The organism is Variovorax sp. GW821-FHT09B05 (genome assembly GCF_059418265.1).
Genome location: NZ_JBWKPN010000012.1, coordinates 55,349 through 76,512 on the forward strand (window position 1 = coordinate 55,349; position 21,164 = coordinate 76,512).

Below are 21,164 nucleotides of genomic sequence, written 5' to 3' on the forward strand. Positions count from 1 at the left end.
CCATGGGACCGCTGCGCGGCCTTCGCGTGCTGGAGTTCGACGCCATCGGCCCCGTGCCCTGGGCCGCGATGATGCTCGCGGACATGGGCGCCGACGTGCTGCGCATCGTGCGGCCCGTGCCGGCCGGCATGGGCATCGCGCGGGACATGCGGCACGAGACGGTGCTGCGCGGCCGGCGCAGCGTGACGGCCGACCTCAAGGACCCGGCTGCGCGCGATGCCGTGCTCGCGCTGGCGCGCAACGCGCACGTGCTGCTCGAAGGCCACCGCCCCGGCGTGATGGAGCGGCTGGGCCTCGGGCCCGAGGCCTGCCTCGCGGCATCGCCCGCGCTGGTCTACGGCCGCATGACGGGCTGGGGCCAGCACGGGCCGCTCGCACGGGCCGTGGGCCACGACATCAACTACATCGGCCTCACGGGTGCGCTGCATGCCACCGGCACGGTCGACAGGCCGGTGCCCCCGCTCAACCTCGTCGGCGACTTCGGTGGCGGTGCGATGCTGCTGGCGCTCGGTGTCATGGCCGCCGTGCTGGAGGCGCGCGGCAGCGGCCAGGGACAGGTCGTCGACGCGGCGATGGTCGACGGCTCGCTGCTGCTGATGGCGCCGATCCTGGGACGCGTGGCCACGGGCGAATGGCTGGACCGCCGCGAGGCCAACCTGCTCGACGGCGGCGCCCCGTTCTACGGCGTGTACGAGACGAGCGACCGCCGGCACCTGGCGGTCGGTGCCATCGAGCCTGCGTTCTATGCCGCGCTGCTCGCGGGACTGGGCCTGGCGCCCGATGCGCTGCCGCCGCAGCACGACCGCGCTGCCTGGCCCGAAACGCGGCGCCGGTTCGCCGCCCTCTTCGCCACGCGCACGCGCGATGCGTGGTGCGCGGTCTTCGACGGCACCGAGGCCTGCGTGACGCCCGTGCTGTCGCTCGGCGAAGTGCCGGGCCATGCGCACCACGTGGCGCGCGAGAGCTTCGTGCCGGTCGGTGGCGTGCAGCAGCCCGCGCCGGCGCCACGCTTCTCGCGCACCGCGAGCGTCGCGGGCCGCGCGCCGGCCGACGCGCGCGGCGGTGGCGACGAGGCCTTGCGCGACTGGGGTTTCGATCCCGCGGATCCGCGCCTGTCGGCCCTCGGCCGCGACGGCCTCACACCACCCGGTGCTCCTCCACCACGAACGCCGTGATCTCCGCCAGGAAACTCTTCGCATGCGCCATCGTGCGCTGCCCCTGCGCCGAGCCGAAGGCGGCGTTCAAGGTGTCCGTGTTCTCGAACCACAGCTCGACGATGCCGTCGATCGGCAGGGTCTCGTAGCCGCAGGGCGTGCCCTTGTCGAACTCGCGCGCGGTCACGACATTCTGGCGGTAGCCGCCCACGCCGGGCATCCGGCGCACATGGTCGGCATGCACCTTCCACTCGCGGCGGAAGTCGTCCTCGGAGATGTCGGTGCGGCGGCGCAGTGTCGAGATGCGCTTGAGCAGGCGGTGCGGCCCGGCCGGCGGCGCGATGACGGTGCTCTGCGCGACGCCCACGATGTGCAGGCCGCCGAGGAAATGGCGCTCGTCCTCGCGGATGCGCGCGGCGAGCTCGCCGTCGGTGAAAGCGGCGTTCGCCTGCGCCGCGACATCGAAACCCAGTTGCGAGAAGCCGTCGAAGTCCCACGGGCCGCGCGCGAAGTCGATGCCGCGCTGCAGCCGGTCGGTCACGAGGTTCTGGCGATAGCTGCGCAAGGTGGGTAGTTGCGCGACCAGCGGGCCGTGGCTGTGGCGCCAGTGGTGGCGGAAGGCCTCGTCGGTCCAGTCGGGCTTCTTGCGGATCAGGCCCATACGCAAAGGAATCGTGGCGTCGGTCATGGTGCGGGTGTCTCCTTGTCGTTGGATGCGGCGGCCGCCTCGGCCCGCGCGCGTGCGAGGCCCGGCGCGCGCTTGGCGAGCCACACGCCGTGGCGCACGGGCCAGCGCCGGTAGGCGGGGTCGACGCCGAGCTCGGCGGCGGCGTGGTGGGCCCAGTAGGGATCGAATAGCGCCTCGCGGCCCAGCGCGACCAGGTCGGCATCGCCGGCGGCGAGCACGGCCTCGGCCTGGCGCGCGTCGACGATCATTCCCACGGCCTGCGTGGTCACGCCGGCCTCACGCCGGATGCGCGCCGAGAACGGCACCTGGAAGCCCAGGCCGCGCGGCACGGGCAAGGCACGCGTTTCCTCGGTGAGGCCGCCCGAGGAGCAGTCGATGACGTCGACGCCGCAGTCACTGAGCGCGCGCGACAGCGCCACCGAGTCGTCGAGACTCCAGCCGTCGAGCGTGCCGTCGACCGCCGACAGCCGGCAGAACAGCGGCTTGTGTTCGGGCCAGGCGGCGCGCACGCGGCGCGCGATCTCGAGCGCGAGCGCCATGCGCTTGTCGCGGCTGCCGCCATAGGCGTCGTCGCGCCGGTTGGCATTGGGCGAGAGGAAGCTCGCGACCAGATAGCCGTGGCCGAAGTGCAGCTCGACCACGTCGAAGCCCGCCTCGTCGGCGCGCCGCGCGGCATCGACGAAGCGCTGCACCACGGCCTCGATCTCGTCGAGGCCTAGCGCGCGCGGCGCCGACCAGCCCGGGCCGGCCGCGAGCGCGCTCGGGCCCAGGCGCTCCCAGGGCTCCTCGTCGGCCGCCATGGTCTGTGCGCTCAAGGCCGCGCCGCCTTCCCACAGCGGCTCGCTGCCCGACTTGCGGCCCGCATGCGCGAGCTGCACGCCGATGGCGCCGCCCTGCGCGTGCACGAAATCGACCACGGCCTTGAGCGGCGCGACCTGGCTGTCCTTCCACAGGCCGAGGTCGGCGGTGCCGATGCGCCCGCGCGGATCGACCGCCGTGCTCTCGGTGAGGATCAGCGCGGCGCCGCCGAGCGCGAACTTGCCCAGGTGCACCAGGTGCCAGGGCGTGGCATGGCCGCGCTCGGCCGCGTGCTGGCACATGGGCGAGATCACGACGCGGTTGGACAGCTCGAGCCCGCGCAGGCGCAGCGGCTGGAACAGCAGGGGAAGCGGATCGGACATGGATGATTCAGGAAGAAGGCCTGGCCGGCCGCGTGCCGAGCCAGGTGCCGCCCATCACGGCGGCGAAGCCGAACAGGTGCCAGACGGTCAGCGTCTCGCCCAGCAGCAGCGCCGCGAAGCCGACGCCGAACACCGGCACCCAGTAGAGGAACACGGCGGTGCGCGCGATGCCGATGACGGAGATGGAGCGGTTCCAGATCAGGTTGCCGGCCGCGGTGGCGGCCACGCCCGAGAACAGCACCAGCACCCAGGGCCACGCGCCCGGAAAGAGCTGCGCCGCGCCCAGCGGCGAGGGCCCGAGCGCGGCATGCACGATCAGCATCGCGGTGCCGATCAGGTAGATGACCCAGCTCATCGACAGCGGATCGAGCTGCCGCGCGAGCCGCTGCACGCCGACGCCGCCGACCGCGAAGCTGATCACCGACAGCGCGAGCATCAGGTCGCCGAGGCCGGCGTGCGAGAGCGTGGCGCCCGGATGGCTCAGCACCACGGCCGCCACGCCCGCGAAGCCCAGCGCCACGCCGAGCAGGCGGCGCGGCGTGAGCGGCTCGCGGAACACCAGCGCGGCCATCAGCGCCGACACCAGCGGGCTCAGCGCCATGATCAGCGCGCCGTTGGTGGCGGTGGAGCGCTGCAGGCCGTGCGCGAACAGGATCTGGTTGGCATACACCATGAGGAAGGCGCAGCCGGCCATCGCGGCCAGCTGGCGCGCGCCGAGCAACGGCAGCCCGCCGCGCCGCCACAGCACGACGGCGCTGAGCGCGACGCAGGCCACCGCCATGCGCAGCGCCGCCAGCGGCAGCGCCTCGAAGGAGGCGGTGAGCGCCTTCACGGCCGAGACGTTGACGCCCCACAGCACCATGGCCAGCAGCATCCAGCCCTGCACCGAGGCCGGCGTGGCGACCGGCGCGGCCGCGCTGCGCTTCACCTCAGCTTTCCAGCGCGTTCCACATCTCGATGTCGCGCTCCGCGGTCCAGATGCGCGGATGCACGTGGCCGGTGGCCTCGTCGTAGGCGCGCGTCACGTCGAAGGGCATGCAGTGGTCGAAGATCACCCAGTGGCCGTAGGTCGGGCGCAGCGCGGCCACGGTCTCCTTGTAGATGACGTTGAGCGTCTTGTCCTGCGCCACGCCGTTGTTGACCAGCGTGTAGACGTCGGAGATGAAGGCGCGCGTGGAGGCGATGGCCTTTCGCACGTCGGCGGCGTTCTCGAGCGCGGCGCCGCGGCCCGGCACCAGCTTCTCGAAACCGAAGCCGGCCAGGCGATCGAGCGTGGTGGGCCAGTCGCGGAAGTAGCAGTCGCCCGCGTAGGCGGTGCTCTGGTATTCGACCAGGTCGCCCGCGAAGCAGATCTTCTGGTCTTCCAGGTAGGCGATGGTGTCGCCCTTGGTGTGGCCGCGGCCGACCTGCGCGATCTTCACCTCGAGCTTCTTGCCGAGCCACACGCTCATGGTGCCGTCGAAGGTCATGGTGGGCCAGGTCAGGCCCGGCGGCACCGACTCGACGTTGCGGAACAGGCGCGGGAAGCGGCCGATCTCGCTGGCCTTGTCCTGTTCGCCGCGCTCGACGATCAGGTCGTAGGTGTCGCGGCTGGCGATGATCTGCTCGGCGCCTTCCTTGAAATAGGCCGAGGCGCCGAGCACGCGCACCGCGTGGTAGTGCGACAGCAGCACGTACTTGATCGGCAGCGGCGTGACCTCGCGGATGCGGCGGATCACGTCCTGCGCCATCGCGGGCGTGGCCTGGGTGTCGACCACCATCACGGCCTCGTCGCCGATGAAGATGCCGGTGTTCGGGTCGCCCTCGGCCGTGTAGGCATAGGCGTTCTCCGAGAGGCGCGTGAACGAGACCTTCTTCTCCTCGAGGTCGGCCTGGCTGGCGAATTTCTTGGTGGCGGGTGCGGTCATTGGGTTTCCTTGGGAAGGGTTGGACGTTGGGGTCAGTGCGTGCCGAGGTAGGCCGACTTCACCTTGGGGTTGTCGAGCAGCTCGCGGCCGGAGCCCTCGAGCGTGATGCAGCCGGTCTCGAGCACGTAGGCGCGGTCGGCCACGCCGAGCGCCTGCTTGGCCATCTGCTCCACCAGCAGGATGGTGAGGCCCGAGCTGCGCAGCTGGCGGATGGCATCGAAGATGTCCTTGATGATCAGCGGCGCGAGGCCCAGCGAGGGCTCGTCGAGCAGCAGCAGCCGGGGATCGCTCATGAGCGCGCGCGCGATCGCCAGCATCTGCTGCTCGCCGCCCGACAGGGTGCCCGCGGGCTGGTGCTGGCGTTCCTTCAGGCGCGGGAAGCGCGCGAACTCGCGCTCGATGGCGTTGTCGACGAAGGCCTTGTCGGCGCGGCGCGAGTAGGCGCCGAGCATCAGGTTCTCGCGCACGCTCTGGTCGGGGAACACGCCGCGCCCCTCGGGCGACAGCGCCACGCCCAGGCCCACGCGCTGGTGCGAAGGCACCTGCGTGCAGTCCTTGCCGTCGATCAGCACGCGGCCCTGGGCCACGGGCTCGAGGCCGACGATGCTCTTGAGCAGGGTGCTCTTGCCGGCGCCGTTGGCGCCGATGATGGTGACGACCTCGCCCGCGCGCACTTCGAGGCTCACGCCCTTGACGGCCTCGATGGCGCCGTACGAGACCTTCACCGATTCGATCTTCAACATGATGGTGTGGGTCCTTTCGCTCAGGCGGGCTGCGGCTGCAGGCCGTGCGGCGCGCGATCGGCCTCGTCGTCGTCGACGCCCAGGTAGGCCTCGACCACGCGCGGATTGGCCTGCACCTCGGCCGGCCGGCCCTCGGCGATCTTGATGCCGTAGTCGAGCACGATGACGTGGTCCGAGATCGACATCACCAGGTCCATGTGGTGCTCGACCATCAGGATCGAGACGCCGCACTTGCCGATGCGCAGCAGCAGCTCGCCGAGCTCGGCGGTCTCCTGGGGATTGAGGCCGGCCGCCGGTTCGTCGAGCAGCAGCAGCTGCGGCTCGGTGGCCAGCGCGCGCGCCAGCTCCACGCGCCGCTGCAGGCCGTAGGGCAGGCTGCCCGCGGGCCAGTGCGCGAGGTGGCCGAGGCCGACCAGGTCGAGCAGCTGCAGCGCGCGCTCGCGCGTCTCGCGTTCCTGCTTGCCGGCCGTGGGCCAGGCCACGAGCGAGGACAGGAAGCCGTTGCTCATGCGGCTGTGCCGACCGAGCATCACGTTGTCGAGCACCGAGAGCTCGGCGAACAGCCGCAGGTTCTGGAAGGTGCGGCCCATGCCGAGGCAGCAGATGGTGTGCGCGGGCCGGCCCACGATGTTCTCGCCGAGGAAGCGGATCGCGCCGGCATCGGGCTGGATCACACCCGTGAGCATGTTGATCATGGTGCTCTTGCCCGCGCCGTTGGGCCCGATCAGCGCATGGATGTGGCCGCGCTGCAGGCTGAACGACACGTCCTGCGCGGGCTTCACGCCGCCATAGGACTTGGTCACGCCCTGCACCACCAGCAGCTCGCCCTCGCCGCCCGGGCCGATCTGCCCCGGCACGCCCTGGCCGCCGGCGCCCTCGCCGCGGTGGCGCGAGCGGCTGACCCACTTGTCGACCAGCCCCACCACGCCGCCGGGCATCACGTAGAGCGCGAACAGCAGCAGGAAGCCGTAGAGGAAGTGCTGCGCCGAGGGCCAGCGCGCGAGCAGCGCGTCGGTCAGCGTGAGCAGCACCGCGCCCACGATCGGTCCGTACATCGAGCCCGCGCCGCCGAACAGCACCAGCAGCAGGATGAAGATCGACAGGTGGAAGGTGATGAAGTCGGAGTTGATGTACTGGTTCTGCTGCGCCACCAGCGCGCCCGCGATGCCGCAGGTGACGGCCGCGACCACGAAGGCCATGACCTTGGCGCGGTAGACGCGCACGCCCACCGATGACGAGGCGATCTCGTCGGCCTGCAGCGACAGCAGCGCGCGGCCGAAGCGGCCCTGCAGCAGGTTGCGCAGCAGCAGGTGCAGCGCGGCGCTCAGCACGATGCCCAGCACCACCCACTGCGTGGTGTCGAGCGGCGCGCCCTTCCAGGTCAGCGGGCGGATGCCGTAGATGCCCTGCGCGCCGCCGAACACCTCGGTCCATTCGCCGACCAGCTTCTCGACCACGATGCCAAAGGCCAGTGTGACCATCGCGAGGTAGGGGCCCTTCACGCGCAGCGAGGGCAGCGCGATCAGCACGCCGCACAGGCCCGAGATCACGGCCGCGAGCAGCAGCGCGAGCCAGGGGTCCATGTCGGTGCGCGAGGTCAGCAGCGCGACGCCGTAGGCGCCGGCCGCGAACAGGCCGGCCTGGCCCAGCGATTTCTGTCCCGCATAGCCGACCAGCACGTTCATGCCGGCCGCGCACAGGTAGTAGACGCACATCATGAAGGCGATGCGCAGGTAGTAGTCGTTGCCGAACAGCGAGACGATGCCGATCAGCGCCGCGGCGACCGCCACCACGACCAGGGGATGGACCAGGCGCTTCATACCTTCTCCACCGCGCGGCTGCCGAACAGGCCCGTGGGCCGGAAGGCCAGCACCAGGATCACGAGCGCGAACACCGCCACCTCGCGCCACTGCGCCTGCCAGAGATTGACCATCGACTCGAGCACGCCGAGCAGGAAGCCGCCGATGACGCAGCCGCGCGGATTGCTGAGGCCGCCGATCATCGCGCCCGAGAAGCCCTTGAGGCCTACGGTGAGCCCCATGAACAGCGAGGCCTGCGCGATCGGCGCGAGCAGGAAGCCCGACAGGCCCGCCAGCGCCGAGCTGACGACGAAGGCGCCGATCATCACGGCGTTGGTGTTGATGCCCATGAGGCTGGCCACGTTGCCGTTCTGCGCCACCGCGCGCATGGCCTTGCCGACCATGGTGCGGTTCATCACGCGGTCGAAGCCGAACATCACGACCACGGCCACGCCCAGGGTCAGCAGTTCCTGCGGCCGCACGCCGACGCCGAACATGCGGATCACGGTGTCGCCCACGGGCGCGGGCACCACCACCGGCTTCGGGCCCCAGATCGCGAGCCCCACGCTCTGCAGGATCACGCCGAAGCCCAGCGTGCTCATCACCCAGGCCATGCCGGGGCGGCCCGCGAACGGCCGCACGCCGAGCACGTAGAGCAGCCAGCCCAGCAGGCCCATCACGCCGAGCGCCGCCAGCAGCGCGAACAGCTGCGCGCCGGCGCCGGGCACGGCATCGCCGAAGGTGGTGGAGGCCAGCGGCTTGCCCAGGACCAGGAACAGGGCGCTCATGCCGATGAAGGCGCCGGCCGAGACGAACTCGCCGTGCGAGAAGTTCAGCGTCTTGGTGGTGGTGAACGTGATGCTGAATCCCAGTGCCACCAGCGCATAGGCACCGCCGACGGCGAGCCCGCTGATGAGCGCCTGCAGGAGCGCTTCAACCATGTGTGTATCTCCGTTGCGAGGCGAGGCCGGGCGCCGCGCGGGCGCGCCGGCCTCGCTTCCTTTTTTGCTCTTACTGCTTGAAGTCGGCCGCGTTCAGGCCCTGGATCAGCGCGTCGCTGTAGGGCAGCAGCTTGCCGTCCTTCCAGCGGATCCAGACCAGGTCCTTGGCGGTCAGCGCCTCGTGGTTGGTCTTGCTGAAGGGCTTCTCGTAGGTCTTGAGCACGCCCTGCACCGGGGTCTTGAGGTCTTCCAGCGCGGCGCGCACGGCGGCGCCGTCGGTGCCGTTGGCCTGCTTCATCGCCTGCGCCAGCAGCAGCACCGAGTCGTAGCCATGCAGCGCGAACGAGAACGAACCGGGCGCCTTGAGCTTGCTGCCGATGCGGTCGAAGAGCTTCTGCTGCGCGGGCGTGCGGGTCTCGCTCACGGTGCGCATGAAGATCGGCTTCTCGGCCAGCGCCTTGCCGGCCGCGTCGTAGAAGGTGATGTTGTCGGCGGCCCAGGAGGTCAGCGTCAGCGGGAAGTAGTTGATCTTCTCCATGCTGCGCACCAGCTGCGCGATCGGCGTGCCCTGCGCCCACACCACCACGGTGTCGACGTTGGCGGCCTTCATCTTCGACAGCTGCGAGGTCATGTCGGTGTCGCCGACGCCGAAGCGCTCGGTGGCCGCGATCTTGATGTCCTGCAGCTTGGCGATCTCCTCCATGTCCTTGAGGCCGCCCTGGCCGTAGCCGGTGGTCTCGGCCATCAGGCCCACCACCTTCGAGGCGGCGGTGTTCTTCTTCACATAGGCCATCAGCGCCGCGACCTGCTCGCGGTCGACCATCGAGACGCGGAACATGTAGTTGTCGGCGCCCGCGCTCATCGGCTTGGTGATGTCGGTGCCCGAGCCCACGTTGCCCAGCACCGGGATCTTCTTCTGGTTGGCGATGTGCTTCCAGGCCATGGCGTTGCCCGAGTTGGTGGGGCCGAACACCGCCACCACCTTCTCGTTGTCGATCAGGTCGCTCATGTTCTGGATCGACTTGGGCGGCGCCGACACGTCGTCGCGCGTGACCAGCGTGAACTTGCGGCCGAGCACGCCGCCGGCGGCATTGAGGTCGGCGATCGCGGCTTCCATGCCGAGCACCGCGGCCTGGCCGCTCTGCGCCGAGGGCGAGGCCGAGAGGTCGCCGTTGTAGCCGAGCTTGATGTCCTGCGCCGAGGCACCGGCGGCGAACGCGCAGAAGGCGGCGCTCGCGAGCAAGGTCTTGTACAGACGGAAGGTCTTCATTCTTTGTCTCCTGGAGGATTGACGGTCGGGAAAGCGAAAAGCGGCGGAAGGCTCAGACCGCGAGGAAGCCGCCGTCCACCGGCAGCGTGATGCCGGTGACGTAGCGCGACATGTCGCTCGCGAGGAAGATCACCGGGCCCACGAGGTCCTCGGTCTGGCCGACGCGGCCCATCGGGATGCGCGTCATGAAGGATTCGAGGCGCTGCGGGTTCTCGCGCGTGGCCGCGGTCATCGGCGTCTCGATCACGCCGGGCGCGAGCGCGTTGACGCGCACGCCGAAGGGCGCGAGCTCCTGCGCGAGCGACTGGGTGAACATCTTGATCGCGCCCTTCGAGGGCGAGTAGCCGAGGCTCGCGCCCTGCCCCGCGTAGGCGGCGATCGAGGCGATGTTGATCACCGCGCCCTTCGTGGCCTTGATCGCGCCGAGCCAGGCGTGGGTGACGTTGAAGGTGCCGTGCACGTTGACGTCGAGCGTCTTCTTCCAGTTGGCCGCGGCATTGGGGCTGGCCGTGCCCTCGCGGATGATGATGCCGGCGTTGTTCACCAGCAGGTCGATGGCGCCGATCTCGTCGCCCACGCGCACCGCCAGCGCATGGCAGGCCTCGGGCGAGGTCACGTCGAGCACGAAGGACCAGGCCTGGCCGCCTTCGTCGCGCACCAGCTGCGCGGTCTCGCCCACGGTGGCCTCGTTCATGTCGGTGACGACGACGCGCGCGCCGGCCTGCGCCAGGCCCAGCGCGAGCGCGCGGCCGTTGCCCTGGCCGGCGCCGGTGATCAGCGCGAGGCGGCCTTCGAGCAGGCGCGGCGCGACGTGGGGAGGAAAGGCCATCGGAAAGGTTCCTTCTGATGAATGTGGGTGGTTGAAGGGAAGAGGTCTCAGGCGGTGCGGCGCACGGGCACGGCCTCGCGCTGTTCGACCTGCAGCGTGGCGGCGGCCGTGGCGCCCTGCGCCACCTGCAGGCCCGCGACGTAGCCGAAGGTCAGCGCCGGGCCGAGCGTGATGCCGGCGCCCGGGTAGTTGCCGCCCATCACGCTGGCCGCGTCGTTGCCGACCGCGTAGAGGCCCTTGATCGGCTGGCGGTTGACGTCGAGCACGCGGGTCTTCTCGTCGACCACCAGGCCGGCGAAGGTGCCGATGTCGCCGACCACGAGCCTGATCGCGTAGTAGGGGCCGTGCTCCAGCGGCGCGACGCAGGGGTTGGGCGTGACGTTGGCGTCGCCCTGGTAGCGGTTGTAGGCCTTGCTGCCCTTGCCGAACAGCGGGTCCTCGCCGGTGCGCGCGCTGTCGTTGAACTCCTTCACCGTGGCCTCGAGCACCTCGGGCGCGATGCCGATCTGCTGCGCGAGCTCGCCGATGCTGGCGCCGTGCTTGAGGTAGCCGCTCTTCAGGTGCCGGCCGATCGGCAGCGGCGCCGGCGCCACGCAACCCAGGCCGTAGTCGCGCAGCGCCTTGTGGTCGCACAGCAGCCAGGCCGTGACCTCGGGCTCGCCGGCGCAGGCCTTGACCATCGCCTGCACGAAGTCGTGGTACGAGTTGCCCTCGTTGGCGAAGCGCTTGCCCTTGGGCGTGACCGCGATCACGCCGGGCTTGGCGCGGTCGATGAAGTGCGGCATCACGCCCTTCGTGCCGTCGGGCCGGGTGGTGACCGAGGCCGGCACCCAGGCCGCGGCATGCGGGATGGTGCCGTCGACGCGGCCGCCGACCGCCTCGGCCAGCCGCAGGCCGTCGCCGGTGTTGGTCGAAGGCGAAGGCGAGTAGTGCTCCTTGCCGGTGGGCGCATGTGGGAACAGCTGCTTGCGGCGCTCGACGTCGTAGGGGAAGCCGCCGCAGGCCAGCACCACACCGCGCTTGGCCACCACGCGCACGCTCTTGCCCTCGTGCTGCACCACCGCGCCCGAGACGCCGTCGTACTCGACCACGAGCTTCTTCACGGGCGAGGAGAGCCACACGGGAATGTTCTGGTCCATCGCGGCCTTGGCGAGCCGGCCCGCGAGCGCGTTGCCGTTGGTCAGGGTCATGCCGCGGCCATGGCGCAGCACGTCGAGGAAGTGCCGGCTCAGCCGCTTGGTCACGTACCAGAACGAGGTCGGCGACTTGAAGGCCCGCATGAAGTGTTTGATCTCGGGGCCCGAGCCCAACATCATCCCGAACACCGTGAGCTCCGGCAGCGGCGGCGCGAGCTGCTTGATGCGCGGACCGAGCTCGCGGCCGTCGAAGGGGCGCGTGACCATCGAGCGCCCGCCCGGCTGGCCGCCGGGCGCCTCGGCGTGGTAGTCGGGGAACACCGGCGGCATGTCGAACTGCACGCAGGTGTTGCGCGTGAAGAAGTCGATCGCCTTCGGGCCCATCTCGAGGAAGGCGCTCACGCGCGCCGCATCGAAGTGGGTGGTGGTCTCGTGCTTCATGTAGTCGAGCGCGGCGCCGGCCGGCTCGTGGATGCCCTGCTCCGTGGCCAGGCGCGTGCCCGGAATCCACAGCCAGCCGCCCGAACGCGCGGTGGTGCCGCCGAAGCGCGGTTCCTTCTCGACCACCAGCACCTTCAAACCCTGCGACGCCGCCGTGATCGCGGTCGCCATGCCCGAGGCGCCGCTGCCGACGACGAGCACATCGCATTCCAACGTGTTCTGTTCCATCTCTGCCTGTCTGCCTTGTTTCTGTAGGACTTAAGTTGCCGCGAAGTTTAGGCAGCGACATTGATATGGTCAAGTCGTTTAGTTACTATCAGATGATCAGTCATCGTCGATTGAACACGACAATATCAGTAGAAACCCTGATGGCTATACTCGCCCCCACTCTCAACCCCCACGCCGGGCGCCCCATGGAAAAGCCGAGACGTGGCATCCAATCCGTCGAAATAGGAACCCAGCTGCTCGTCGCCCTCGGGCGGCATGTCGCGCCCATGGCCTTGCGCGACCTCGGCAAGGCCGCCGGCGTGCCGGTGGGCAAGGCCCATCCGTACCTGGTGAGCTTTCTCAAGGTCGGCTTCGTGGTGCAGGACAGCGCGGGCCGCTACGAGCTGGGCCCGCTGGCGCTGCAGCTCGGGCTGGCCAAGCTGCAGCGGCTCGACCCGATCAAGGAGGCCTCGCCGCTGATCGAGGCGCTGGCCTCGGAAACCGAGCAGAGCATCGCGGTCGCCGTCTGGGGCAACTTCGGGCCGACCGTGGTGCGGCTCGAGGAACCGATCCACCCGCTGCACGTGAACCTGCGCACCGGCACCGTGATGTCGCTGGCCTACACGGCCACGGGCCGGCTGTTCGCGGCCTACCTGCCGCCCAAGGTGGTCGAGAAGATGATGGTGGACGACCTCGCGCGCCTGCGCGGCCCGGCCGGCGGCCGCGGCACCGAGGAGCTGTCGCAGTCGCAGCTCGAGGCGCTGCTGGTGGAGACGCGCATGCACGGCATGTCGCGCACCTTGGGCCAGCCGATCCCGGGCATCGACGCCTTCTGCGCGCCGGTGTTCGACTCGACGCACAACATCGTGCTGGGCATCACCGCGATGGGCCCCGAGGCCACCTTCGACAGCGACTGGGAAGGCCGCGTGGCGGTGCCGCTGCGCGCCTGCGCGCTCGAGATCTCGCGCCGGCTCGGCTACGTGCCGCCCGAGGCGCCCGCCGCGCGCGGCTGAAGATGTAGGCACCTGCCCACGCACGGTGCCTCGGTTCTCTTGCAATGCGCGGCCCTCGCCGCGTGTGAATCTGCAAGCCACTCACAACACAGGAGAACCTTCATGAAAAGCCTCATCCTCTGGGCCTGCGGCGTGCCGATCACCGTGATCATCGGTCTCAAGATCTTCGGGATTCTCTGACCCGCGCTCGTCTCTTTACGTTTGCTCTTCCTCTACTCCTCCGGTGCCTCGTGCACCGATGCGCGTCCCTCGGGGCGCGCTTTTTTTTGGAAGGGTGCACGGCGCCTCCGTCAATCTGGCAAAGGCCGTGCGGGTACTGAGCGGGTGCCGGCCGCATCCGGCCTAGACTCCGCCGCATGCATGCTCACTCGTCGCTCCACGCCGCGCCGCCCCGCTTCGGCGCTTGCATGCCGGCGTGTGCATGGATGACGGCAGCGACCCCGCAAACGCTCGCACATTCCTGAGCCCGGCGGTCCACCTCTTTCCCTTCACCTTCAACGCAAACCATCGACCGCCGGGCCCTCGCCCTGCGTGACTGCGCCCCCGTCATCAGGGGCGCGTTCGAATGGAGTGCGTCATGCATCACCCCCAGGTTCAGCGGGAGCACGTGCGTCCCGACGGCAACGCCACATCCGGCACGCCTTGCTTTCAATCCATCCTCGCCCTCACCGATCTGTCGGCACGCAGCCAGCACGCTGTCGAACGCGCCGCCCGGCTCGCGGCGGACCACGGCGCGCTGCTCAAGCTCATGTACGCGCCCGCGAGCCTCGCACCGCTCGCGCACGCCGAAGCGGCCACCGCGCTCGCGGCCCTGGCCCGCGCCATGGGCGCGCGCTTCGATGTGCTGGTCAAGCAGGTCGCGATATCGAGCGGCGGCCTCGCGCAGATCGTGGACGAGTCGCGTCATGCCGACCTCGTGGTGCTGCGGCACGAGCGCGACCGTTCGCCCGGCGCCTTCTTCACGGGCCAGCCGGTGGAGCGCCTGCTGCGGCAGTTGCGCTGCCCGGTGCTCGTGACGCGGCTGGCCGCGCGGCCGCGCTACGGCCGCATCCTGGTGGCGGTGGACTTCACGCCCGCATCGCACGAACTCGTGAGCCTGGCCCATGGCCTCGACGCCAACGCCGCGCTCGAGCTGTTCCATGCGCTCAACACCATGCACGAAAGCAAGCTGCGCTACGCCGATGTCTCGGACCACGCCATCAGGACCTACCGCCACGACTGCCAGCGGCAGGCGCGCGAGCGGCTGTTCTCGCTGACCGATTCATCGAGCGCGCGACGCAACCGCGTGCTGTCGACCATCGGTCGCGGCGACCCGGCGCGGCAGGCCACGGTGCAGCAGCAGCACGCGCGCGCCGAGCTGCTCGTGGTCGGCAAGCGGCGCGCCCATCCGCTCGCCGATTTCTTCTTCGGCAGCGTCGCGCAGCGCGTGCTGTGCTGGGCCACGGGCGACGTGCTGGTGGTGCCCACCGATCGGCGCGGCTACAGCCCGTCGGCCGTCATGCCGCGGACGCTGCAGCCGGCTCGCTGAAGACCCGCTCAGTGCGTGTCGCGGCGCAGTTGCTGCACGTCCTCGTGCAGCGTCTGCGCCCAGGTGCGGCGCTCGCGGCTGTACGAGGACTGCGGCTCGCCGAAGCGCACGATGGCCAAGAGCGGCGGCGCGCGCAGCGTGTTCCACAGCGAGGTGGCGAGGTTGTCGTCGTCGATGTAGCGCGGCGCCTGGCTGGTCTCGCCGGTGGCGGCATCGGCAAAGCGCAGCGCGGCCGGCACCACGGGCGCGCCCGAGGAGATCGCGGCCTGCAGCAGGTTGGCGTGGAACGGCAGCAGGCCGCGGCCGTCGCTGGTGGTGCCCTCGGGGAACACCGCGATCATGTCGCCGTTGCGCAGCGCGTCGGTCATGTGGTGCACCACGCGCAGCGCGTCGCGGCGGCGTTCGCGCTCGATGTAGAGCGTGCCGGCGCCGCTCGAGAGCGTGCCGATCAGCGGCCAGTGCTTGACGTCGGACTTCGACACGAAGCGCACGTGGCGCGCCGCGTGGATCACCGTGATGTCGAGCCACGAGAGGTGGTTGCAGATCAAGAGCACCGGCCCGTGCGCGGGCGGCGTGCCCTGCACGCGCAAGGTGATGCCCATGATCTCGAGCATGCGCGCGGCCCAGGCCTGCACGCGCGCGTTGCGCTCGGCCTGGTCGAGGCCCGGGAAGGTGAAGCGGATGGTCCACCAGCCGGCGACCGCATGCGCGATCGCATGCAGCAGCCGGCGCAGTGCCTTGAGTGAATGCAGCATCGGCCCGACCGCCTTCTTCCTGTTGTTGTCGTCGTCGTCGCGCGCCGGAACGCGGCTCAGCCGTGGACCACGCGTCCGGCCACGAGGGTGTGGCGCGCACGGCCCTGCATGGCGTAGCCGCCGAACGGCGTGTACTTGCCCTGGCTGCGCAGCGCCTCGGGCGTGACCTGCCATTCGAGCGACGGATCGAAGACGCACAGGTCGGCCGGACCGCCGACGGCGAGGCGGCCGATGCCGGCGCAGGCTTCGGTCGCGGGCAGCAGCCGCGCGGGCGCGCTGGTGATCGCCTCGAGCGCGCGCACGAGGCCCGCGCCGCTGCGCTCGCCCCATTGCAGCGCCAGCGGCAGCAGCAGCTCGAGGCCGGTGGCGCCGGGCTCGCTCTCGGCGAACGGCAAGTTCTTGGCATCGGCCTCGACCGGCGTATGGTCGGACACCAGCGCGTCGATGGTGCCGTCGGCCAGCGCGGCCGAGAGCGCGTCGCGGTCGCCCTGCTGGCGCAGCGGCGGGCTCAGGCGCGCGCGGCTGTCGAAGTAGCCGATGTCGGTGTCGGCCAGGTGCAGCGAGTTGATGCTGACGTCGCAGCTCAGCGGCAGGCCCTCGGCCTTGGCGGCGCGCACCAGCGCGAGCCCCGCGGCGCTCGAGAGGCGGCACAGGTGCACGCGCGCCTTGGTGCTGCGCATCAGCTCGACGATGGTGAAGATCGCGATGGTCTCGGCCGCCACCGGCACGCCGGCGAGGCCGAGCCGGGTGGCGAGCGCGCCGCTGGCGGCCACGCCCTTGCCGAGGTCGCGGTCCTGCGGGCGCAGCCATACGGTGTAGCCGAAGGTGCTCGCATAGAGCATCGCTCGCTGCAGCACCTGCGTATCGGCCAGCGGCACGTCGGCCTGGCTGAAGCCGACGCAGCCGCGCTCGGTGAGCTCGGCCATCTCGGTCAGCACGCCGCCGGCTAGGCCGCGCGTGAGCGCGCCGAGCGGGAACAGGCGCGCGCCCGGCAGCTTGCCGGCGCGGAAGGTCAGCATCTCGACCAGGCCGGGCTCGTCGAGCACGGGGTCGGTGTCGGGCGGGCACACCAGGCTGGTGACGCCGCCGGCCACGGCCGCGGCCATCTCGCTCTCGAGCATGCCCTCGTGCTCGTAGCCGGGCTCGCGCAGCCGCGCGGCGAGGTCGACCAGGCCGGGCGCGACGATGCAACCGCTGGCGTCGAGGGTGCGCTCGGCCTTGAAGCCGGCGGGGATGCTGTTGCCGATGCCGGCGATCTTTCCGTCGGCGACGGCGACGTCGGCCTTCTCGTCGGTGCCCGACGCGGGGTCGACCACGCGGCCGTTGGTGATGTGGATGTTCATGCGTCTGTACGTCCGGTGACGGTCATGGCCTGGTCGGGAAACACCGTGGAACCGGCTTCGCCGGGCCACTGGTGTTGCCCCCGGTAGGGGGTTGGCGAAGCGACACGAAGTGCGCGAAGACTGGGGGCGAGCAACATGTCTATGCTTCGTTACCTGCGACGATGCTCATTACTGCCATCCGCACGGCGATGCCGAAGGTGACCTGCGGGAGGATGACGCTCTGCCGGCCATCGACCACGGCCGAGTCGATCTCGACGCCGCGGTTGATCGGGCCCGGATGCATCACGATGGCGTCGGGCTTGGCGAGCTGCAGCTTCTCGGGCGTGAGGCCGTAGGTCTTGAAGAACTCCTGCGACGAGGGCAGCATCGCGCCGCTCATGCGCTCGTTCTGCAGCCGCAGCATGATGACCACGTCGCAGTCCTTGATGCCCTCCTCGAGCGTGTGGCACACGCGCACGCCCATGCCGGCCATGTCGCCGGGCACCAGGGTCTTGGGGCCGACCACGCGCACCTCGGCGCAGCCCAGCGTGGTGAGCGCGTGGATGTCGGAGCGCGCCACGCGCGAATGCACCACGTCGCCGACGATCGCCACCGTGAGGTTGGCGAAGTCCTTCTTGTAGTGGCGGATGGTGTACATGTCGAGCAGCCCCTGCGTCGGGTGCGCGTGGCGGCCGTCGCCGGCGTTCACCACGTGCACGTGCGGCGCGACGTGCTGCGCGATCAGGTAGGGCGCGCCCGACTCGCTGTGGCGCACCACGAACAGGTCGGCCGCCATCGCGCTCAGGTTGGCGATGGTGTCGAGCAGCGACTCGCCCTTGCTCGCCGAGGAGCGCGCGATGTCGAGGTTGATGACGTCGGCCGACAGCCGCTTGGCCGCGATCTCGAAGGTGGTGCGGGTGCGCGTGCTGTTCTCGAAGAACAGGTTGAACACGCTCTTGCCGCGCAAGAGCGGCACCTTCTTCACTTCGCGGTCGCTCACGCTCGTGAAGTTGGCGGCGGTGTCGAGGATGTGGGTGAGGATGTCCCTGGGCAGGCCCTCGATCGACAGCAGGTGGATGAGCTCGCCGTTCTTGTTGAGCTGGGGATTGCGCTTGTAGAGCATGGCTTACTTGCTTTCCTCGACCTGGAGGCTGAAGGCGCCGTCGTCCGCGCGCGCCAGCGCCAGCGACTGCGAATGGGGCAGCGCGAGCGTGGTGGCGGCGAAGTCGGCCGCCACCGGCAGCTCGCGCCCGCCGCGGTCGACCAGCACGGCCAGGCGCACGCAGCCCGGGCGGCCGAAGTCGAACAGCTCGTTGAGCACGGCGCGGATGGTGCGGCCGGTGTAGAGCACGTCGTCGAGCAGCAGCACGTCGGCGCCGTTGACGTCGAAGGGCAACGCGGTCTGCGCGCTGGCCGCGAGGCCGCGGCGCGCGAAGTCGTCACGGTGCATGGCCGAGGAGATCACGCCGGGCGCGCCGGCCAGGCCCAGGTCCTTCTGCAGCCGCTCGACCAGCCAGGCGCCGCCCGAGGTGACGCCCACCAGCCGGGTGTCGGGGCGCAGCAGCGCGCGGACGCCGGCCAGCAGTTGCGTGTAGAGCGCCTCGGCGTCGGGAATGGCGGGGGTGGAACTCACGGAAGACTCCTCAAGAATTGCTCCAGGATGATGCAGGCCGAGGCGGCATCGGCATCGCGCGCGCCCTGGGAGAGCGCCTCGGTGGTGCTGTAGCGCTCGTCGACCTCGAACACCTGCAGGTTGAAACGGCCGCGCAGCTGGCGCGCGAACTTCTGCGCGCGCCGGGTATTCTCGTGCGCGGCGCCGTCGGGATGGAAGGGCACGCCCACCACCAGCGCATCGGGCTGCCACTCGCGGATGCGCGCCTCGACCTGCGCGAAGCGGGCATCGGCGCCCTCGGCCTTGATGGTGGCCTGCGGCGTGGCGCTGCGCAGCAGCCGGTTGCCGCTCGCCACGCCGGTGCGCTTCTGGCCGAAATCGAAGGCCAGGAAGCTCTGGAAATGGGCGGGAACGGGAGGGGGAACGGGGCTGGAAGCGGAAGCTGGCGCGTCAGGCATGGCCGTGGCGTTCACGCATGCCCCGCGTCGGGCAAGAGCTTCCAGGCCTCCAGGCCCAGCAGCAGCAGCGCCTTGTCGTAGCGCTGGTCGATGGGGGTGTCGAAGATCACGGCCGGGTCGGCGCCCACCGTGAGCCAGCTGTTCTCGGCCAGTTCGGACTCGAGCTGGCCCTCGCCCCAGGCCGCGTAGCCCAGCGAGACCAGCACCTTGCGCGGGCCGGCGCCCGTGGCCAGGGCCTCGAGCACGTCCTTCGAGGTGGTCATCTCGAGGCCGCCGGGGATGGTCATGGTCGAGGCGTAGACCGATTCCTCGGGTTTGTCGGCCTCGGTGAAGACCGGCTCGTGCAGCACGAAGCCGCGCTCGGTCTGCATCGGGCCGCCCTGGAAGACCGGGGCCTCGCCGAGCTCGGGGCGCGCGAGGTGCAGCTCGATCTTCTCGAACAGCACCTTGAGGTTGATGTCGCTGGGTTTGTTGATGACCAGGCCCAGGGCGCCGCGCTCGCTGTGCTCGCACAGGTAGACGACGCTGCGGTTGAAGGTCTTGTCTTCCAGGCCCGGCATCGCTATCAAAAAGTGATGCGTCAGGTTCATCGGGGCAGAATCGGAAGCCATATGCCTCCGATTTTACTGGCCGTCGACAAGACCTACCCCAAAGGGCTCATGTGGTTCCGCCGCGACCTGCGCGTGGACGACAACGCGGCCCTCTACCACGCCCTGCGAAGCTGCCGCCAGCTGGTCTGCGTGTTCGTGTTCGACACGGCGATCCTCGACCCCCTGCCGCGGGTCGACCGGCGGGTGGAATTCATCCGCGAATCGCTGCTGGAGCTCGACGAGGAGCTGCGCGCGCTCGGCGGCGGGCTGATCGTGCGGCATGCGGCGGCGGCCGAGGAGATCCCGGCGCTGGCGCGCGCGCTCGAGGTGCAGGCGGTGTTCGCCAACCGCGACGACGAGCCCGAGGCGCTGGCGCGCGACGCCGGCGTGTTCGGCGCGCTGGCCAATGCGGGCGTGAGCTTCCACACCCACAAGGACTCGACGGTCTTCGAGCGCGACGAGCTGATGACCAAGACCGGCCAGCCCTACACGGTCTTCACGCCCTACAAGCGGGCCTGGCTGGCCAAGGTCGACGACTTCTTCCTCAAGTCCTACCCGAGCCGCGGCCATGCCGACGCCCTGGTGCCGCCGCCAGAAGGCTACCGCGCGCCGGTGCCCTCGCTCGAGGCGCTGGGCTTCGCCAAGAGCAACCTCGGCACGCTCGAGATCCCCACCGGCACGCGCGGCGCGGCGATCCTGTTCGAGGACTTCTTCGAGCGCATCGAGCGCTACGAGGCGGCGCGCAACTACCCGGCGGTGCGCGGGCCCAGCTACCTGGGCGTGCACCTGCGCTTCGGCACGGTGTCGATCCGGCAGGTGGCGGGCGTGGCGCGCCAGCTCTCGCTGCGGGGCGACGCGGGCGCCGCGACCTGGCTCAGCGAGCTGATCTGGCGCGACTTCTACTTCCAGATCCTGGCCCATTTCCCGCACGTGCACGCCAAGGGCGAATCGAAGAGCTTCCGCCCCGAGTACGACAAGATCCAGTGGCACCACGGCAAGCATGCCGACCAGTTGTTCGAGGCCTGGTGCCAGGGCCGCACCGGCTATCCGCTGGTCGACGCCGCCATGCTGCAGATCAACCAGAGCGGCTACATGCACAACCGGCTGCGCATGGTGGTGGCGAGCTTCCTGTGCAAGGACCTGGGACTCGACTGGCGCCGCGGCGAGGCCTACTTCGCGCTGCACCTCAACGACTTCGAGCTGGCCTCGAACAACGGCGGCTGGCAATGGGCCAGCTCGAGCGGCTGCGACGCGCAGCCCTACTTCCGCATCTTCAACCCGGTGACGCAGAGCGAGCGCTTCGATCCCGACGGCAAGTTCATCCGGCGCTACCTGCCGCAGCTCGCGGGGCTGTCGAACGGCGCGATCCATTCGCCGTGGACGGCGACGCCGGTGGAACTCGAGGCCGCCGGCGTGAAGCTCGGCGAGAACTACCCGGTGCCGGTGGTCGACCATGCCGAGGCGCGCGAGCGCACGCTGCAGCGCTACGCGGTGGCGCGCAGCAAGACGCTGGCGAAGAAGTAGCGCCGGCCGCCCCAAAGAAAAAGCCCGGAGGCGCATCGCCGTCCGGGCTTTTTTTCGTGGCGCGCG

At 70.3% G+C, this 21,164-nt stretch carries 20 protein-coding genes; 4 read left to right on the top strand and 16 right to left on the bottom strand.

Annotated features, from left to right (window positions below; all coding sequences use genetic code 11):
• Positions 1 to 2 precede the first annotated feature (2 nt).
• Complete coding sequence (locus tag AC07RM_RS27695; RefSeq protein ID WP_495336601.1) at positions 3 to 1,175, top strand: CaiB/BaiF CoA transferase family protein; 1,173 nt, start codon at positions 3 to 5, stop codon at positions 1,173 to 1,175.
• On the opposite strand, the gene AC07RM_RS27700 is transcribed toward AC07RM_RS27695, so the two are convergent.
• From AC07RM_RS27700 to AC07RM_RS27745, 10 genes are all read right to left on the bottom strand, one after another.
• Positions 1,138 to 1,842 (bottom strand): EthD domain-containing protein, encoded by a 705-nt coding sequence (locus tag AC07RM_RS27700; protein ID WP_495336602.1) that lies wholly within the window; start codon positions 1,840 to 1,842, stop codon positions 1,138 to 1,140. The two genes, AC07RM_RS27695 and AC07RM_RS27700, sit on opposite strands and share 38 nt — an antisense overlap.
• Entirely contained in the window at positions 1,839 to 3,023 is a 1,185-nt protein-coding gene (locus tag AC07RM_RS27705; protein WP_495336603.1) for an NADH:flavin oxidoreductase/NADH oxidase, read from the bottom strand. The genes AC07RM_RS27700 and AC07RM_RS27705 overlap by 4 nt, the downstream gene beginning before the upstream one ends.
• Positions 3,024 to 3,030: 7 nt before the next feature.
• Positions 3,031 to 3,951 carry a DMT family transporter gene (locus AC07RM_RS27710; protein ID WP_256222733.1) on the bottom strand — a complete coding sequence of 307 codons (921 nt, stop codon included), beginning with the start codon at positions 3,949 to 3,951 and terminating at the stop codon, positions 3,031 to 3,033.
• Position 3,952: 1 nt separating this feature from the next.
• Positions 3,953 to 4,930 (bottom strand): MBL fold metallo-hydrolase, encoded by a 978-nt coding sequence (locus AC07RM_RS27715; RefSeq protein WP_495336604.1) that lies wholly within the window; start codon positions 4,928 to 4,930, stop codon positions 3,953 to 3,955.
• A 32-nt stretch (positions 4,931 to 4,962) separates the two neighbouring features.
• Positions 4,963 to 5,673 (bottom strand): ABC transporter ATP-binding protein, encoded by a 711-nt coding sequence (locus AC07RM_RS27720; protein WP_495336605.1) that lies wholly within the window; start codon positions 5,671 to 5,673, stop codon positions 4,963 to 4,965.
• 20 nt (positions 5,674 to 5,693) lie between these two features.
• A complete protein-coding gene (locus AC07RM_RS27725; protein ID WP_495336606.1) occupies positions 5,694 to 7,493 on the bottom strand; it encodes a branched-chain amino acid ABC transporter ATP-binding protein/permease in 1,800 nt (599 codons plus the stop codon).
• Positions 7,490 to 8,413: a branched-chain amino acid ABC transporter permease gene (locus tag AC07RM_RS27730; RefSeq protein ID WP_495336607.1), complete on the bottom strand. Its 924-nt coding sequence runs from the start codon at positions 8,411 to 8,413 to the stop codon at positions 7,490 to 7,492. Before AC07RM_RS27730 ends, AC07RM_RS27725 begins: the two co-directional genes overlap by 4 nt.
• Before the next feature lie 70 nt (positions 8,414 to 8,483).
• Positions 8,484 to 9,683 carry an ABC transporter substrate-binding protein gene (locus AC07RM_RS27735; protein WP_495336608.1) on the bottom strand — a complete coding sequence of 400 codons (1,200 nt, stop codon included), beginning with the start codon at positions 9,681 to 9,683 and terminating at the stop codon, positions 8,484 to 8,486.
• A 52-nt stretch (positions 9,684 to 9,735) separates the two neighbouring features.
• Positions 9,736 to 10,512: an SDR family NAD(P)-dependent oxidoreductase gene (locus AC07RM_RS27740; RefSeq protein WP_093347879.1), complete on the bottom strand. Its 777-nt coding sequence runs from the start codon at positions 10,510 to 10,512 to the stop codon at positions 9,736 to 9,738.
• A 47-nt stretch (positions 10,513 to 10,559) separates the two neighbouring features.
• Entirely contained in the window at positions 10,560 to 12,317 is a 1,758-nt protein-coding gene (locus AC07RM_RS27745; RefSeq protein WP_495336609.1) for an FAD-dependent oxidoreductase, read from the bottom strand.
• A 185-nt stretch (positions 12,318 to 12,502) separates the two neighbouring features.
• Here AC07RM_RS27745 and AC07RM_RS27750 point away from each other — a divergent pair, with 185 nt between their 5' ends.
• Together AC07RM_RS27750 and AC07RM_RS27755 are read left to right on the top strand one after the other, a co-directional pair.
• Positions 12,503 to 13,309, top strand: a complete 807-nt coding sequence (locus AC07RM_RS27750) for an IclR family transcriptional regulator (protein WP_093347885.1) — start codon at positions 12,503 to 12,505, stop codon at positions 13,307 to 13,309.
• Between the two features lie 577 nt (positions 13,310 to 13,886).
• On the top strand, positions 13,887 to 14,837 hold the full coding sequence (locus AC07RM_RS27755) for a universal stress protein (RefSeq protein WP_495336610.1): 951 nt from the start codon (positions 13,887 to 13,889) through the stop codon (positions 14,835 to 14,837).
• 8 nt (positions 14,838 to 14,845) lie between these two features.
• Here the strand turns inward: AC07RM_RS27755 and AC07RM_RS27760 are convergent, their stop codons facing one another.
• The 6 genes from AC07RM_RS27760 to AC07RM_RS27785 form a co-directional block, all read right to left on the bottom strand.
• Positions 14,846 to 15,592, bottom strand: a complete 747-nt coding sequence (locus AC07RM_RS27760) for a lysophospholipid acyltransferase family protein (RefSeq protein ID WP_208508680.1) — start codon at positions 15,590 to 15,592, stop codon at positions 14,846 to 14,848.
• Between the two features lie 56 nt (positions 15,593 to 15,648).
• The gene (locus AC07RM_RS27765) at positions 15,649 to 16,935 is read right to left on the bottom strand and encodes a dihydroorotase (RefSeq protein ID WP_495336611.1); all 1,287 of its coding nucleotides are present in this window, start codon (positions 16,933 to 16,935) and stop codon (positions 15,649 to 15,651) included.
• A 139-nt stretch (positions 16,936 to 17,074) separates the two neighbouring features.
• On the bottom strand, positions 17,075 to 18,037 hold the full coding sequence (locus AC07RM_RS27770; protein ID WP_208508678.1) for an aspartate carbamoyltransferase catalytic subunit: 963 nt from the start codon (positions 18,035 to 18,037) through the stop codon (positions 17,075 to 17,077).
• Positions 18,038 to 18,040: 3 nt separating this feature from the next.
• Positions 18,041 to 18,547, bottom strand: a complete 507-nt coding sequence (gene pyrR, locus AC07RM_RS27775; protein ID WP_093347898.1) for a bifunctional pyr operon transcriptional regulator/uracil phosphoribosyltransferase PyrR — start codon at positions 18,545 to 18,547, stop codon at positions 18,041 to 18,043.
• A complete protein-coding gene (ruvX, locus tag AC07RM_RS27780) occupies positions 18,544 to 18,984 on the bottom strand; it encodes a Holliday junction resolvase RuvX (protein ID WP_495336612.1) in 441 nt (146 codons plus the stop codon). Before ruvX ends, pyrR begins: the two co-directional genes overlap by 4 nt.
• An 11-nt stretch (positions 18,985 to 18,995) precedes the next feature.
• On the bottom strand, positions 18,996 to 19,595 hold the full coding sequence (locus AC07RM_RS27785) for a YqgE/AlgH family protein (RefSeq protein WP_495336613.1): 600 nt from the start codon (positions 19,593 to 19,595) through the stop codon (positions 18,996 to 18,998).
• On the opposite strand from AC07RM_RS27785, the gene AC07RM_RS27790 reads away from it, so the two are divergent.
• Positions 19,596 to 21,098 (top strand): cryptochrome/photolyase family protein, encoded by a 1,503-nt coding sequence (locus AC07RM_RS27790; protein WP_495336614.1) that lies wholly within the window; start codon positions 19,596 to 19,598, stop codon positions 21,096 to 21,098.
• The last annotated feature ends 66 nt before the right edge of the window (positions 21,099 to 21,164 follow it).

Bases quoted from the DNA above. Each gene is read 5' to 3' on its own strand.
- AC07RM_RS27750 (WP_093347885.1), top strand. From the start codon at position 12,503: ATGGAAAAGCCGAGACGTGGCATCCAATCCGTCGAAATAGGAACCCAG.
- AC07RM_RS27715 (WP_495336604.1), bottom strand. From the start codon at position 4,930: ATGACCGCACCCGCCACCAAGAAATTCGCCAGCCAGGCCGACCTCGAG.
- AC07RM_RS27695 (WP_495336601.1), top strand. From the start codon at position 3: ATGGGACCGCTGCGCGGCCTTCGCGTGCTGGAGTTCGACGCCATCGGC.
- AC07RM_RS27770 (WP_208508678.1), bottom strand. From the start codon at position 18,037: ATGCTCTACAAGCGCAATCCCCAGCTCAACAAGAACGGCGAGCTCATC.
- AC07RM_RS27745 (WP_495336609.1), bottom strand. From the start codon at position 12,317: ATGGAACAGAACACGTTGGAATGCGATGTGCTCGTCGTCGGCAGCGGC.
- AC07RM_RS27705 (WP_495336603.1), bottom strand. From the start codon at position 3,023: ATGTCCGATCCGCTTCCCCTGCTGTTCCAGCCGCTGCGCCTGCGCGGG.
- AC07RM_RS27700 (WP_495336602.1), bottom strand. From the start codon at position 1,842: ATGACCGACGCCACGATTCCTTTGCGTATGGGCCTGATCCGCAAGAAG.
- AC07RM_RS27720 (WP_495336605.1), bottom strand. From the start codon at position 5,673: ATGTTGAAGATCGAATCGGTGAAGGTCTCGTACGGCGCCATCGAGGCC.
- AC07RM_RS27785 (WP_495336613.1), bottom strand. From the start codon at position 19,595: ATGGCTTCCGATTCTGCCCCGATGAACCTGACGCATCACTTTTTGATA.
- AC07RM_RS27760 (WP_208508680.1), bottom strand. From the start codon at position 15,592: ATGCTGCATTCACTCAAGGCACTGCGCCGGCTGCTGCATGCGATCGCG.
- AC07RM_RS27730 (WP_495336607.1), bottom strand. From the start codon at position 8,413: ATGGTTGAAGCGCTCCTGCAGGCGCTCATCAGCGGGCTCGCCGTCGGC.
- AC07RM_RS27755 (WP_495336610.1), top strand. From the start codon at position 13,887: ATGCATCACCCCCAGGTTCAGCGGGAGCACGTGCGTCCCGACGGCAAC.
- ruvX (WP_495336612.1), bottom strand. From the start codon at position 18,984: ATGCCTGACGCGCCAGCTTCCGCTTCCAGCCCCGTTCCCCCTCCCGTT.
- AC07RM_RS27740 (WP_093347879.1), bottom strand. From the start codon at position 10,512: ATGGCCTTTCCTCCCCACGTCGCGCCGCGCCTGCTCGAAGGCCGCCTC.
- AC07RM_RS27735 (WP_495336608.1), bottom strand. From the start codon at position 9,683: ATGAAGACCTTCCGTCTGTACAAGACCTTGCTCGCGAGCGCCGCCTTC.
- AC07RM_RS27725 (WP_495336606.1), bottom strand. From the start codon at position 7,493: ATGAAGCGCCTGGTCCATCCCCTGGTCGTGGTGGCGGTCGCCGCGGCG.
- AC07RM_RS27790 (WP_495336614.1), top strand. From the start codon at position 19,596: ATGCCTCCGATTTTACTGGCCGTCGACAAGACCTACCCCAAAGGGCTC.
- AC07RM_RS27765 (WP_495336611.1), bottom strand. From the start codon at position 16,935: ATGAACATCCACATCACCAACGGCCGCGTGGTCGACCCCGCGTCGGGC.